This window comes from Blautia hansenii, from assembly GCF_013304445.1.
Taxonomy (GTDB): domain Bacteria; phylum Bacillota; class Clostridia; order Lachnospirales; family Lachnospiraceae; genus Blautia.
In genome coordinates this window covers 1-14,334 of record NZ_JAAITA010000013.1, presented here as the reverse complement: position 1 = coordinate 14,334, position 14,334 = coordinate 1, and the positions used below count along the sequence as shown (strand labels likewise).

Here is a 14,334-nt window from a genome sequence, read left to right as displayed (position 1 = left end):
TTATCAGAAAGAGAATACCTATGAAAATATTACACACTGCTGACTGGCACATCGGAAAACTTTTAGAAGGCAAAAGCCGTTTGCAGGAACAGGAAATGGTTCTGGAACAGTTTGTCCGCATTGCCGACGAAACACAGGCTGACGTAGTCTGCATTGCCGGAGACATTTTTGATAACGGTCATCCGTCAGCCGGGGCAGAGGCCCTTCTATACCGGACTTTAAAAGATTTAACTGCACAGGGAGAGCGACTGGTAGTCATGATTGCCGGCAATCATGACCAGCCCTCTCGTCTGGAAGCCATTGCGCCGCTGGTTCGGGAGCATGGCATTATCCTTTACGGAACACCGCAGACCCGTATTGCTTCCGGGTTTTATGGCCACTTTGAAATTACATCTTTGGATGCCTGTACTTTTTCGTTTTCTCATAAAGGAGAAAAGGCCGTATTTGTCTGCGTCCCGTATTTGAGTGAAAAATCTTTAAATGAAGTGTTATACCAGGCAGGGGAGGAGGAAGAAAAAAAGGCACAGGACTATGCCCGAAAAGTAGGTGCTTTTTTCAAAGAAAAAGCCCGCTGGTATCAAGAGGATACTATCAATCTGCTGATGAGCCATGTATTTACTCTGGGAAGCATTAAAGACGGTTCTGAGCAAGGGATGGTGCTGGGAAATAGTTATCTGCTGCCGCCTGAGGTATTTCCACCGGCTGTCCAGTACGCGGCTCTGGGGCATATACACAGGCCACAAAAAGCTGTCGGAAGTCAGGGACGGATTCGTTACAGCGGCTCTATTCTTCCCTATCGCCTGCAGGAAACTGTTATAGCCAAACAGTGCTGTCTGGCAGAGCTGCATCCCAGACAGCCGGTACAGGTACGGGAAATTTATTTGGATAATCCGAAGCCCATCGAAAAATGGGTGTGCCAAAGCTACGAAGAAGCACTGGAAAAATGCAGGGAAAATCAGAACCGTCCCTGCTATGTGTATCTGCAGATTTATACAGAAACTTATATACGGGAAGAACAGCTAAAAGAACTGAAAAAGTACAAAGATGACATTTTAGAGGTTCTTCCCCTATTTCCTGAGCAACAGGCAGAACAAAACATGGAACGGTTTGCAGAAAAAAGCTTTGAAGAATTATTTTTAGGATACTATTTGGAGAAAAAAGGAACACAGCCGGAGCAGGAAGTCCTGGATATGCTTCGGGACATTCTGGAAAAGGAGGTACAGCCATATGCGACCAATCAGGATGAAGCTGAAAGGACTTAACAGTTTTTTGGAACCTCAGGAAATTGATTTTGAACTTTTAACCAGCCGTGGGCTTTTCGGTATCTTTGGTCCTACCGGAAGCGGAAAAAGCAGTATTCTGGACGGTATGACACTGGCGCTTTACGGAACCACAGCCAGAAACAGCGCCAATTTTATCCATGTGAGTACAGATAAGGCTTTCGTGGAATATACTTTTTCTGTAAAAGAGAAAAAGGAGCGGATTTACCAGGTGTTCAGAAGCTTTAAACGCTCCAAAGAGGGAACTATCCGCAGTGACAGCGCCCGTTTTGCAGAACTGACAGAAGGAAAGGCCGAAATTCTGGCAGATCGCGTAGGAACTGTAAATGAAAAGTGCAGAGATGTACTGGGGCTGTCCAGAGAAGATTTTTTCCGCACCGTAGTTCTTCCCCAGGGAAAGTTTTCAGAATTTCTAAAGCTGGAAGGTATGGAGCGCAATAAAATGCTGGAGCGGCTGTTCCATCTGGAAAAATACGGAGAACAGCTGGCAGGTCTGGTAAAAGACCGGGCTTTACAATGGAATGGAAAGATGCAGGAAAATGAGGGTGCACTTTCCCGTTACAAAGAAATCCGGCCAGAGGATGTACAGGATTTACAGGAAAAAACAAAGCAAATCCGGATTCTGTCAGAAGAAAAAGCCGCGGCGCTTAAAATAGCCAGGGTACAGCTGGAACAGGGGCAGAAATTTGCCGCCCTGGAACAGGAATCGCTGGAACTGGCGTCTCAGGCAGCCAAGCTGAAAGCGCAAAAAGAAGAAATGGATTTTCTTCAGGAAGAAGAAAAACAGGCACAAACGGCCAATCAGCTTTGGATATATCTGCAGGAAGCCCGCAATACAAAAGCAGCCTGGACATCGTCCCAGACGAAACAGGAATTGCTGAAATCCACTTTGACCGAAAAACAGACAGAAAGCGAGAAACTCCGAAACGCAAGAGAAAAGATCCAGCTTCAGGTGCAAGAAGAATTGCCGCTTTTCAGGCTGGAGCAGGCAAGACTACAGGAAGCCGTATTGCTTTTAAACCGCAGGCAAAAGACAGAAGCACAATGGACAGAAGCAAAAAATGCGGCTCAAAAAACAGATAGCATTTTAGAAGATTCCGGTCAGAAGATGGAAAAGCTGCTACGGGATATGGAACAGCTGAAATCTCAGAAGGAAGCTTTGACTCTGGAAATAGAAGCAGTAACCATGACGGCAAAGCAGCAGCAGGAAACGGAAGAAGGATACCGCCTTACCATGGAACAACAGGCTCTGTTGGAACGCAAAAAGGGTATAACTGCCCAACAAGCAGAACTAGCAGAAAAAGAGCAAAAGGCCAAAGCAGAAAAAATACAGACCCTTCAGCAGTTGGACAAGAAAGAAGCGGATTTACAGAAACAAACAGACAAAGCGACGTACATCCTGGAAAGGCAGAAAGCACTTCCCGAGGCAGAAGCCCAAAAAGAACATCTCTTGCTGGTAAAGACTGAGCAGGAAAAAGCCGCCATTTTGCAGCAGAGTATGAAAGAACAGGAAACACTGTGCACAGATTTCCGTCAGAAAATCGCTGAAAAAACCGCTGAAAAAGAAAAAGCGTTTGAAAAAAGAGCGATGTTAGAAAAACAGTACCTGGATAATCTGTCAGCCATACTGGCCTCAGAACTGAGAGAAGGACAGCCTTGCCCTGTATGCGGCAGTATTCACCATGAAAAAACAGTTTCCCAGACAGAACAGGGCAGCCTGACACAGTTTGCCGAAAAAAGACAGCTGACAGAACAGCATTTTCAGAAGCTGTCAGCAGAACTTTCCCGTTTGGAACTGCAATTGGAAAACAGCCGGAACATGAGACAGAGCGCTTGGGAAAATTTACAGAACTTAAATGCCGCTTTCCTGAACGAAAATCTGCAGGAACTGGAAACAAAGCTGGAGACTCAAAGAACAAAAAGAACGGCCCTTGAGCAGGCATTTGCCCAATCCCAGGAACAGCGCTCTCTTCTGGAAACAGAGATTCTGACGCTTCAGACACAAAAGGCCAGAGCCGAAACAGAACAGATTCACCACAATACCCGGCAAAAAGAATTGCAAAATGAACTGCTGGCACTTACACAAAGCGAAGTGCAACAGCAGAAGCGGATTTTGGAATTAAAAAAGCGAAATCAGACAGAGGATTTTCTTCAGGCCTACAAGGAACTGCAAAATAAAAATCGTCTCCGGGAAGAAAAACAAAAACAGCTTTTTCTTTTAGAAACTGCCATCCAGGCCCGTATACAAAATAAAGAAAAAGGTGATCTGCTGATTCAGAAAACCAGAGAAGACAAGGCACGGCTGGAAATGCAGATGAGTCAATATGAACAGAAGCTGAAAGAACTGACCGAACAGATTACAGAAAAATCCGGTTCCTGCAAAGATCCCCAAAAGCGCTGCCACGAACTGGAAACCATCATGGAAGAAATCCAACAGTCCTGTACCAGGATAACTGCACAGGCGGAAAAAGCACAAAAAGAAGAAGAACAGCTCTGTCGGGAATATGCGGCCAACGAAGCGCTTACCCAGGCTTTGCTGACTGACTGCCGCCAAAAGCAGAACCTTTTGCTGGAAAAAATGGAGGAGTATCAGATAGCAGAAGAGAACTGGATAGAAACTCATCAACGGGCAGAGACAGAACTTCTTGCTATGCGGGAAAAAGCAGAAAATTATCGGGAATCCTGTCTCCGGGTACAGCTGTGTCTGGAAACAGTGAAGCAGCAGAAATCAGCGCTTCCCCAGCCAAAAGAACCCCTGTCTGTTCTGGAAACAGCCGTCTCTGTTCTGGAAAAAGAAAGTTCCGATACCGTCCGGGAACTTGGCGGTCTAAAACAGCAGCTGCAGCAGCTAAAACAGGCTCTAAAAGAAAAAGAAAAACTGGAGGCAAAGAAAAAAGAGATTACTCACACACTGGATATTCTCTCTGAACTGGAAGGTCTGTTCCGGGGCAAACGGTTTGTAGAATACGTTTCCAGGTACTATCTGGAATACGTCTCCAGAGAAGCCGATGCCCAGTTAAAAGAAATGACTGGCAGCAGCTACGGCCTGGAAACCGACGGCAGCGGTATGTTTATTATCCGGGATTATAAAAACGGCGGGGTTTCCAGACCCGCCTCTACGCTCTCTGGCGGAGAAACTTTTATGGCTTCTTTGGCGCTGGCCCTTGCCTTATCTTCTCAGATTCAGATGAAAGGCGCCGCCCCTCTGGAATTTTTCTTCCTGGACGAAGGCTTCGGCACACTGGATGAAACTTGTCTGGATGTGGTTATGGAATCTCTGGAAAAAATCAGAAACCGGCAGAGAAGCGTGGGAATCATCACCCATGTGGAAGACATTAAGGCGAGAATTCCCATGCATCTGCTTGTAGAACCGGCCCGCATGGGCGAAGGGGGCAGCCGGGTTCATATTGAAGAAGCTTAGGCTGCAAAAGAAGACAGCCTAGCGCTCATCCTTACTATTTTCAAAAATCGGGGCGATTCTGGTAGAGTGATTGTGTTTCCGGAAATCTCCCAGAGTCTGCCGGAAAGTAGTTCTACGCAGACGATAGGTATTGTGAAGAAAATACACAAAAGAGGACATTTGCTCAGCTTGGGAAACCGTACTTTCATTTGCAGATGTCCTTCTTTCAGATAAGTCAGGTGATGTCCGCTGACTTCCTCCTCCTGTTTATAACCATGGTGTTCCAGTATCTTTTGGGCTTTTGCCAGTTCTTCCCGTGCAGGGATGTAAAGGTCCACATCTCCCAGCTTTCGCTGTTCCGGCATGGGAACATTTCAACTATGATTATGCCTGGCACTCGCTCCTGTACCGCATGTTCCGGAAAGGGATTTCCCGCTTTACTTCCAGATATGCGGACTATATTGTGACGTTGACGGAACGGGATACGAAAAACTACAGAATGCGCCGGGAGCAGATACTGATTACCGTAGGCCGTCTCACGCATGTAAAAGGTATCGATATGCTGGCAGAACTTGCACCCAAAGTTTTAAGCCGTCATGAATACTGCAAGACTTTGCGGGAAGCTTTTTCCAAAAACACAGGAAAAGTCCAGGATAAATTTGCACCCGCCTGTATTTTCAGGCAATGGGAAATCCTTCTCCAGCAGCTTTCCGCACTTTCGGATGAATGACTTGGACCGCAGCCGCTTATGGAAAGATCCTGCGTATCTGCCGCTTATCAATATCCGTGATTCTCTTTAAGGGAATCCCCGCGGCGGCAAAGGCCTTATTCTTTAAGCGGTCCCGCTTTTTCGCATCTCTGGTTTCATGAGTGCTGTCATCTAATTCAATGACAAAAAGTACATATAAATCCCTATCACAAATAACAAAATCCACATGCTTCTGGGCAATTTTATGAAAATATTTCATGTACTGTTTTTTATCCGTTACAGAAAGCAAATCTTTTACACCAACCTTGGGACATATGATATAATGATACTCATCAGCCACTTCTTTTAAGAGAAGATAAAAGCGGTATTCTCTTTTGGTGAGCAGATGTCTGGCTGCATAGGGATAATAATTCTTTTTGCGATACAGCACCAAGGTCAGCACCAAAAGCAGGAGAATACCCACGCATGGTATATACAAAATATGATTCAACTGTCTGTACCTCCGTAAAATGAATATACGAAGCGAATGTATGTTCGCCTTTCTTCCATTTTAAATCATTTCAACCAAAATTGCAAGGAGAAAACAAAAATGATTACACATGAGGAAATCGAAGAATTTATCTGCCAGTATCCGGTCTATCAATACGCCTTTTTCCCGCCAGAAGAAATTGAATTTTCCTTCCGGGTACGCTGGATTTGTGAAAAAGAGTGTGAACGGTACAATTCCACCTGGGCCTGTCCGCCTGCTGTGGGAAGCGTAGAAGAGTGCCGGAAGCGCTGTCTTGGCTATCGGGAATGTTTCTTATTTTCCACCATTGCAGAAGTTTCTGATGTCATTAATTTTGAGGAAACGCTGGCTACCCGGAAAGAGCACGAAGCCATTACCGCTGCCATTGAAAGTTTTATACGACAGCAGGGCAGTGCGTGCATGGCCCTTTCCACAGAATCCTGCGACATCTGCGAATCCTGCACCTTTCCCCAGGGGCTTCCCTGCCGTTTTCCGGAAAAAATGCACCCCTGTGTGGAAAGTCACGGAATCATCGTTTCTGAGCTGGCAGAAAAATATGATATGGAATTTACCTTAAGCGCCAATCAGATTCTGTGGTTTGGTATTCTTTTCATCAACTAGACATATGCTGTAAGGAGAAGACGTTCCAGGGGCATGAAGGTGAAAGGAAAACTGAACGAATTCACAGGCCGGTTAGGGGACTCCCTGCAGATTCCCAAAGACCTTTCCTACAGAGAATCTGTACTGACTCTCACCGGTTCACGGGAACTGTATATTGAAAATTATAAATGTATCCGCCAGTATCAGGACACCTGTATTATCCTGCTGTCCAGACAAAATAAAATTCAGATAGAAGGCAGCCATCTGGTGATTGCTTACTACACAGATGTAGAAATGAAGATAACCGGCAATATCTGCAGAATTTTATTTTTATAAGGGAGGTTGCACCTTGCAGGACTGGAAATACTACCGCAAAGGGTATGTGCGCATTCAGGTACAGGCGGACAGCCCGGAGCGGTTTTTGAATTTGTGCGCTTATCACAAAATCCGTGTCTGGAATCTGCTGCAGAACCATAACAGCTATGAAATGAATCTGACGGTAAAAGATTTTTACAAACTGAAAAATATTTGCAGGAAGACCCATACACGGGTGAAAATTACAGGAAAATACGGACTGCCCTTCTTTTTTTACCGCAGCAAAAAAAGAAAGGCGTTTTTTATCGGCATTTGTCTCAGTCTTTTCCTGGTAGCTGCCCTTTCCCGCCATATCTGGAACATTCATGTGGAAGGAAATGTACATAACAGCACCCAGACCATTCTGCGTTATTTAGAAGAGCTTCAGATAGAACACGGCGTTCTGAAAAAAGACCTGGACTGCGCCTGGATTGCCCAAAAGCTGCGGGCAGAATTTCCCGATATCACCTGGGTATCTGCCCGGATTTCCGGCAGCAGACTGATTCTGGAAATTCAGGAAAATGACAACATCTATGAAAAAAAACAGCAGAAACCATCTGCATGCGACCTGATTTCCACCAAAACGGGGCAGATTGTTTCTATGATAACCCGCACCGGCACACCCGTAAAAAAAACAGGAGAGACCTGTGTAAAAGGGGAAGTTCTGGTCCGGGGAACTCTGGATATTCAAAATGACAGCAAAGAAATTATCCGCCAGGAATATACCCTGGCAGACGCTGACGTTCTGGTGGAATATCCGCTGCAATATTATCACGCCTTTTCCATGAAATACGAAAAACCGGTCTATACCGGCAAAGAAAATAAAGGCTATCTGCTGCAGCTGGGAAATTACTGTCTGAATACAAAGAAAAACGTTTCCTGGCAGGAATTTGACACCGTGACGGATTTAAAGCAGGTTCGCCTGACCGAAAATTTCAGACTTCCCATTTACTATGGAACCAGCACAGACTGTGCCTATGAAACCCGTATTTTCACTTATTCGGAACAGGAAGCCAAAGAACGGGCCACCCTGCATTTAAACACGGTTTTACAAAGTTTAACGGAAAAGGGGGTTCAAATATCTGCAAATCATGTTAAAATAGGAATACAGAATGGAATCTGCACTGCCAAAGGGACCGTGTCGGTAATTGAAGAAGCAGGACAGCAAATCCCTGTACAGATTCCAGAGCAGCCGACAGAAAGGAATACAGACTTAAATGAGTAATATTTGTGAAGAAAAAATGGAATTGCCTGCAGAGCATGAGAGAAATGTGTTTGGTCAGTTTGATGAGCATGTAAAAAAACTGGAGAGAACCCTGGGCGTCACTGTGATTTCCAGAGACGGGCAGATTAAAATTCTGGGTCCAAAGCCATCCTGTGACCAGGCCGTTAAAATACTGAAAGAATTTCTGGAATTGTCCCAGAGAGGAAATACCATTACCCAGCAGAATGTGAATTACGCCCTGTCATTAGCCATGGAAGAGAAAACCTCTGCCATCACGGAAATTGACCGGGACTGCATCTGCCATACTTTAAACGGAAGACCTATTAAGCCCAAAACCCTGGGTCAGAAAGCCTATGTAGACGAGATACGAAAAAAGATGATTGTATTCGGCATGGGCCCTGCAGGAACGGGAAAAACGTATCTGGCTATGGCTATGGCTATTACCGCTTTTAAAAATGACGAAGTGGGCAGAATTATTCTCACCCGTCCCGCCATTGAAGCCGGGGAGAAGCTGGGCTTTCTGCCGGGGGATTTGCAGAGCAAGGTTGACCCTTACCTGCGTCCTCTCTATGACGCCCTGTACGAAATCATGGGAGCCGAAAGCTTTGCCAAAAACATGGAAAAGGGGTTGATTGAAGTCGCTCCTCTGGCTTATATGAGAGGACGTACCCTGGACAATGCCTTTATCATTCTGGACGAAGCCCAGAACACCACACCGGCCCAGATGAAAATGTTCCTGACCCGTATCGGCTTCGGCTCTAAGGTCATTGTCACAGGAGACCTTTCCCAGAAGGATTTGCCCTCCGGTACCCGTTCCGGTCTTGATGTGGCCCTGCGTGTTCTTCGCAAAGTAGAAGATATTGCCTTCTGCGAACTGACCAACAAAGACGTGGTGCGTCATCCGCTGGTGCAGAAAATCGTACAGGCTTATGACGATTACGAGAAAAAAGAAAAGCCGGAAAAGAAAGAAACACGAAAAGAAAAATTCGGCAGAACTGACAGGAGAAGATGAGTATGACTTTAAATATTGAGATGGAATACGAAACCCCTCTGGAATTTGACTGGGAAGACATTGCCCGCAAAGTTACAGAGGCAGCCCTGGACTATGAACACTGCCCTTATGAGACAGAAATCAATCTGGTTTTGACCGGAAATGAAGAAATTCAGCGTACCAACCGGGAATTTCGGGACATAGACCGCATTACCGATGTGCTGTCTTTCCCCATGCTGGACTTTGATGCACCGGGGGATTTTTCCCATGCAGAAGAAGACGATTCCTGTTTTCACCCGGATACCGGGGAACTGCTGCTTGGTGACATTATGATTTGTATTCCCAGAATGCAGGAGCAGGCCCAAAGCTACGGTCACGGACAGATTCGGGAATTTGCCTTTCTCATTGCCCACAGTATGCTACATCTCATGGGCTACGACCACATGACGCCGGAAGAAGCGGCCGTTATGGAAAAGAAGCAGGCAGAAATACTGGAAAACCTGGGAATTACCCGGTAAGAAAGTGAATAAAGAAAAAAAATCAGCCGATACTATATTCTGAAAAGATATGGAAACAACGATTCAGATAAGGGAGGTTCTTATGAAAAGAATAATCTATAGTGTCGGCTTTTTTCTTATTGTGTTGTTCCTCTGCACTGGTTTTATGCTCAGTTATCAGGTAGCGGATTTAAAAGACCGGATTTACGACCTGGAGGAAAGCAGCGCCCAGGTACAGCAGCAGGTGTCCGCGGTTTCAGCAAATCCTAAAGGACAGGATTTTATTTTTCAGCGCTATGAGGAGGGAATCTTAAAGCAGGAGTGCTACCGCATCACCGCTTATGGAGAACAGCGGGTGATTCTGCGCCGGGAAAATACAGAAACAGTATCCGAAAATGCCAAAGAAGGGTATCAGCTCCGGCTGGAAAACGGCTGCGTAGTCGTATATGAAAAAGCAGACAACACGGTTTTTGAATATACGGATATTCCGCTGGAGGCTCTGCCAAAAGATTTGCAGGCAGAAGTTCTTCTTGGAAAAGACCTAAAGACACTGGACGAACTGTACAGCTTCCTGGAAAACTATTCCAGCTGAAAAATCACCGTCTGGACGAATGGGTAAAAATAGTGTACTATTAGAACAATACGAAAAGAAACAAATGAGGTACCGTATAAGATGAATGTTCGAGAAAAACTAAAAGACAAAAAGCGCATTGTCATTAAAATCGGTTCTTCCTCCCTGACCCATCAGGAAACCGGAAGACTGGATTTGATAAAAATGGAAATTCTGGTAAGGGAACTGGCCGACCTGCACAATCAGGGAAAAGACGTGATTGTGGTATCCTCCGGAGCCATTGCCGTGGGGCGGGCTGTTATGGGCCTACATGAAAAACCCACCAAGCTGGCACAAAAGCAGGCATGCGCCTCTATTGGACAGGCCCGTCTGATGATGATTTACCAGAAACTGTTTGCGGAATATAACCAGACCGCCGCACAGGTGCTGATGACGAAATATACCATGATTAATGATACCACAAGAGAAAATGCCAGAAACACGTTCAACAGTCTGCTGGAAATGGGGGCCATTCCTGTGGTAAACGAAAACGATACGGTTTCCACCGATGAAATCCAATATGTCAATACCTTTGGGGACAACGATACCCTGTCCGCTCTGGTGGCAGCTCTTACCGGAGCGGATATGCTGATTCTGCTCTCAGATATTGACGGACTGTTTACCGATGACCCTAATGTAAATCCAGATGCCCGTTTTATTGACGTGGTAGAAGAACTGGATAAGCATTTTCTGGAAATGGGAAAAGGCTCTTCCGGCAGCAGTGTGGGAACCGGAGGCATGGCAACAAAGCTGGCGGCAGCACAGATTGCGGCAGCAGCAGGTACGGATATGGTGATTGCCAATGGCTGTGATTTCCATGTCATTCACAAAATTATGCAGGGCCGAAACCACGGCACCTTGTTCCTTTCCCGTGACCGGGATGAGACAGGGCTGCAGGAAATGTTTGAAAATTTATAAAGGAGTACTACATATATGAATCAGGAAAAAATCAACAGAATCAATGAGCTGGCGAGAAAGTCTAAAAGCCAAGGACTGACACCGGCAGAGAAGGAAGAACAGAAAAAACTTCGTACCGAATATGTTGCCACCATCCGCATGAACTTAAGAGCACAGCTGGACAACATCAGCGTACAGGAAGAAGACGGCAGCATTACGAATTTAGGTGAAAAATATGGTCTCAAAAAAGGAAATTAGAAAATACATTTTCGCTCAAAGGAAAGAAATTTCCATAGAAGAAGTGGAAAAAAACAGCCGGCTTATCTGTGATACCGTGACTTCTCTGCCGGAATTTCTGGCAGCAGAGTGTGTCTATGCCTATGCGGATTATAACAAAGAGGTGAGCACCAGAGGCATTATAGAAGAGGCTTGGAAAGCAGGAAAGAGAGTGGCTGTACCGAAAGTGACGGGCGCTCACGAAATGAAATATTATTATATCACCTCCTTTGACCAGTTATCTCCCGGATATTTCCAGATTCCGGAACCGGAGGAAGGAGCGGAAGCTCAGGAAGAAAATGCTTTTCTCATTGTCCCGGGTGTCGCTTTTGACAAAAACCGCCACCGGGCCGGATATGGACAGGGATTTTATGACCGGTATTTAAGTATGCATCCAAAGCATAAGACAGCGGCCATTGCGTTTGAATTTCAGATAGTAGAGGAAATCCCGGCAGAAGCCACAGATATCTTTCCGGACAAAGTTGTGACGGAAAAGCGAGTGATAGAATAGCGGAAGAGTAAAACGGTTGTAAATAGATGGGATAGACAAAGCTGCCGGTTCCCTGTCACTGCCTCGTCTCCATCATAAGCAGAAACAATTTCATGTCCCGTTGGTTTCAGATACTCGCAAATAGCTTCATTCGTTCTTTTATCGTCTTCAACAATCAATATTTTAGCCATATACACACCTCCAGGTTTCCGTTTATACCCTCCATATGAAAAGAGTATGAAATTCAAAACTTAATTTTACTATATAGCATAAATGGGCAAATCAAAACAGCAAAAAATGTGATACACTTGCTGAAAAAGAACGTATTGATGATATTATCCGAAATGTAGAGAAGGAGTACACTATATGCATATAAGAAAAGCTGAAAGAAAAGATTTATCAAGAATCGCTGAAATTTTTGTTTTCAATAACCGCACAAACTTTTTCCCGATTTTTAAGGACCCTGAATTTTCTTTTAAAGAGCTGCAGGTAGTTCCCTTGGTTGACCATTATTTCGGAAAAGAAGAAATTCTAAACACAATTTACGTTTATGATGACGGACTGATAAAGGGCTTTATTCAAATCAGCGGATTAGAAATCTGTAAATTGTATATAGATACTTTTTTTCAAAGCGCAGGAATCGGCAGTGCGCTGATAGAATATGCAATCCGAGAGCACAGAGTTCGCACCCTATGGGCCTTGGAAAAAAATAAACGGGCTGTTTCTTTTTATCAAAGACATGGATTTCTTTTGAACGGGCAGAAAAAATTGGAAGAGGGAACGATAGAATATCTGGTGCAGTTAGAGCGATAAACGTCAGAAAAATCGGTTGAAAAATTCAAAACGATACTATATACTTATAAAATAATGCCCTGAAAGGACTTAGGAAAATGGAAAACAAAGAACTGATTTTTGACAGTAACATAGATAAATTAATTGAAAGTGCAGATTTGACAAAGGAGGCTCCCACAGAAGAACCTTACCGCCAGTACTGGTTTATGAAGAAAGCAAGACAGCTTGTAAACGAAAAATCGAAAGAACTGAACCGGGATTTAACTTTCTGTGTCAATACGTTCGGCTGCCAGATGAACGCCAGAGATTCTGAAAAACTGGTAGGAGTACTGGAGCGTATCGGCTACGTGGAAGCCCCGGACGAAAATGCAGACTTTGTCATTTACAACACCTGTACCGTGCGGGAAAATGCCAATTTGCGTGTTTATGGACGCCTTGGTTATCTCCACAGTCTGAAAAAGAAAAATCCACATATGCTGATAGGGTTGTGCGGCTGTATGATGCAGGAAACCCAGGTAGTGGAAAAGCTGAAAAAGAGCTATTCCTTTGTAAATCTGATTTTCGGTACCCATAACATCTACAAATTCGCCGAACTGGTGGTATCTGCCCTTACAAATGACCGCATGGTCATTGACATCTGGAAGGATACGGATAAAATTGTGGAAGACCTGCCAAGCGAGCGGAAATACCCCTTTAAATCAGGGGTGAACATTATGTTTGGCTGTAACAATTTCTGCAGCTACTGCATTGTTCCTTATGTGCGCGGACGGGAACGCAGCCGGAATCCGAAGGATATTGTAAGAGAGATTGAACATCTGGTGGCCGACGGCGTGGTAGAAGTTATGCTTCTCGGTCAGAACGTAAATTCCTACGGCAAAACTCTGGAAGAGCCTATGACATTTGCGCAGCTTTTACAGGAGGTTGAAAAAATCGAAGGATTGGAACGTATTCGCTTTATGACCTCTCATCCCAAGGATTTATCCGACGAATTAATTGAAGTCATGAAAAACAGTAAAAAAATCTGCCGCCACCTGCACCTGCCGCTTCAGTCCGGCAGCAGTGAGATTCTAAAGAAAATGAATCGGAAATATACCAAAAACCAGTATTTGGAGTTGGTGGAAAAAATCCGCAAAGCCATGCCGGATATTTCTCTGACTACGGATATTATTGTGGGATTCCCCGGGGAAACAGAAGAAGATTTTCTGGAAACGGTAGACGTGGTGGAAAAAGTGCGCTATGACAGTGCTTTTACTTTTATTTATTCCAAGAGAACCGGTACTCCGGCTGCAGCTATGGAAAATCAGATATCAGAAGATGTGGTAAAAGACCGTTTTGACCGTCTTCTTTCCCGGGTTCAGGAGATTGGAAGAACCATGTCGGCCCGGTATACGGGAACAGTACAGGAAGTTCTTGTAGAAGAACAGAACAGCCAGGACACACATCTGATGACCGGAAGGATGTCTAACAATCTGTTGGTGCATTTTGAAGGGGATACTTCCCTTGTGGGAACCATTTGCCAGGTACGATTAGATGAATGCAGAGGCTTCTATTACATGGGTACGAAAGTAGGATAAAGACAGAATGGGAATTTCGATAAAAGATGTAGATGTATCATCTCTGTCACCGATGATGCAGTATCAATTTTATAAACTAGTATAAAGTAAATTAAATAACTGCTATATATTTTATGGATGATGTGTGGTAA

16 protein-coding genes are annotated in these 14,334 nt (G+C 44.7%); 14 read left to right on the top strand and 2 right to left on the bottom strand.

Annotation, left to right across the window (positions count from 1 at the left end; genetic code table 11):
• Positions 1 to 20 precede the first annotated feature (20 nt).
• Together G5A70_RS10290 and G5A70_RS10285 are read left to right on the top strand one after the other, a co-directional pair.
• Complete coding sequence (locus G5A70_RS10290; protein WP_173749558.1) at positions 21 to 1,262, top strand: metallophosphoesterase family protein; 1,242 nt, start codon at positions 21 to 23, stop codon at positions 1,260 to 1,262.
• On the top strand, positions 1,228 to 4,701 hold the full coding sequence (locus tag G5A70_RS10285; protein WP_173749557.1) for an SbcC/MukB-like Walker B domain-containing protein: 3,474 nt from the start codon (positions 1,228 to 1,230) through the stop codon (positions 4,699 to 4,701). Before G5A70_RS10290 ends, G5A70_RS10285 begins: the two co-directional genes overlap by 35 nt.
• Here the strand turns inward: G5A70_RS10285 and G5A70_RS10280 are convergent.
• Entirely contained in the window at positions 4,698 to 5,045 is a 348-nt protein-coding gene (locus tag G5A70_RS10280) for a nucleotidyltransferase family protein (RefSeq protein ID WP_173749556.1), read from the bottom strand. The two genes, G5A70_RS10285 and G5A70_RS10280, sit on opposite strands and share 4 nt — an antisense overlap.
• Positions 5,046 to 5,143: 98 nt before the next feature.
• Here G5A70_RS10280 and G5A70_RS10275 point away from each other — a divergent pair, with 98 nt between their 5' ends.
• Complete coding sequence (locus tag G5A70_RS10275) at positions 5,144 to 5,410, top strand: hypothetical protein (RefSeq protein WP_173749555.1); 267 nt, start codon at positions 5,144 to 5,146, stop codon at positions 5,408 to 5,410.
• A 16-nt stretch (positions 5,411 to 5,426) separates the two neighbouring features.
• Here the strand turns inward: G5A70_RS10275 and G5A70_RS10270 are convergent, their stop codons facing one another.
• Positions 5,427 to 5,879 (bottom strand): DUF2726 domain-containing protein, encoded by a 453-nt coding sequence (locus tag G5A70_RS10270; protein WP_180211133.1) that lies wholly within the window; start codon positions 5,877 to 5,879, stop codon positions 5,427 to 5,429.
• Positions 5,880 to 5,978: 99 nt separating this feature from the next.
• On the opposite strand from G5A70_RS10270, the gene G5A70_RS10265 reads away from it, so the two are divergent.
• The 11 genes from G5A70_RS10265 (at position 5,979) to miaB (ending at position 14,203) form a co-directional block, all read left to right on the top strand.
• Positions 5,979 to 6,518 (top strand): DUF2284 domain-containing protein, encoded by a 540-nt coding sequence (locus G5A70_RS10265; RefSeq protein WP_173749554.1) that lies wholly within the window; start codon positions 5,979 to 5,981, stop codon positions 6,516 to 6,518.
• A 39-nt stretch (positions 6,519 to 6,557) separates the two neighbouring features.
• Entirely contained in the window at positions 6,558 to 6,833 is a 276-nt protein-coding gene (locus G5A70_RS10260) for a YabP/YqfC family sporulation protein (protein WP_173749553.1), read from the top strand.
• 13 nt (positions 6,834 to 6,846) lie between these two features.
• A complete protein-coding gene (locus tag G5A70_RS10255; protein WP_173749552.1) occupies positions 6,847 to 8,076 on the top strand; it encodes a sporulation protein YqfD in 1,230 nt (409 codons plus the stop codon).
• On the top strand, positions 8,069 to 9,088 hold the full coding sequence (locus G5A70_RS10250; RefSeq protein ID WP_173749551.1) for a PhoH family protein: 1,020 nt from the start codon (positions 8,069 to 8,071) through the stop codon (positions 9,086 to 9,088). The genes G5A70_RS10255 and G5A70_RS10250 overlap by 8 nt, the downstream gene beginning before the upstream one ends.
• A gap of 2 nt (positions 9,089 to 9,090) precedes the next feature.
• Positions 9,091 to 9,585, top strand: coding sequence for an rRNA maturation RNase YbeY (ybeY, locus tag G5A70_RS10245; protein ID WP_173749550.1), 495 nt, complete (start codon positions 9,091 to 9,093; stop codon positions 9,583 to 9,585).
• An 82-nt stretch (positions 9,586 to 9,667) separates the two neighbouring features.
• Positions 9,668 to 10,156 carry a hypothetical protein gene (locus G5A70_RS10240; protein ID WP_173749549.1) on the top strand — a complete coding sequence of 163 codons (489 nt, stop codon included), beginning with the start codon at positions 9,668 to 9,670 and terminating at the stop codon, positions 10,154 to 10,156.
• Positions 10,157 to 10,237: 81 nt separating this feature from the next.
• Entirely contained in the window at positions 10,238 to 11,092 is an 855-nt protein-coding gene (gene proB, locus G5A70_RS10235) for a glutamate 5-kinase (protein ID WP_173749548.1), read from the top strand.
• 15 nt (positions 11,093 to 11,107) lie between these two features.
• Positions 11,108 to 11,329: a DUF896 domain-containing protein gene (locus G5A70_RS10230; protein ID WP_173749547.1), complete on the top strand. Its 222-nt coding sequence runs from the start codon at positions 11,108 to 11,110 to the stop codon at positions 11,327 to 11,329.
• Positions 11,307 to 11,858, top strand: coding sequence for a 5-formyltetrahydrofolate cyclo-ligase (locus G5A70_RS10225; RefSeq protein ID WP_173749546.1), 552 nt, complete (start codon positions 11,307 to 11,309; stop codon positions 11,856 to 11,858). Before G5A70_RS10230 ends, G5A70_RS10225 begins: the two co-directional genes overlap by 23 nt.
• Positions 11,859 to 12,203: 345 nt before the next feature.
• A complete protein-coding gene (locus tag G5A70_RS10220) occupies positions 12,204 to 12,650 on the top strand; it encodes a GNAT family N-acetyltransferase (RefSeq protein ID WP_173749545.1) in 447 nt (148 codons plus the stop codon).
• Positions 12,651 to 12,727: 77 nt separating this feature from the next.
• Entirely contained in the window at positions 12,728 to 14,203 is a 1,476-nt protein-coding gene (miaB, locus tag G5A70_RS10215) for a tRNA (N6-isopentenyl adenosine(37)-C2)-methylthiotransferase MiaB (protein WP_173749544.1), read from the top strand.
• Positions 14,204 to 14,334: the final 131 nt, after the last annotated feature.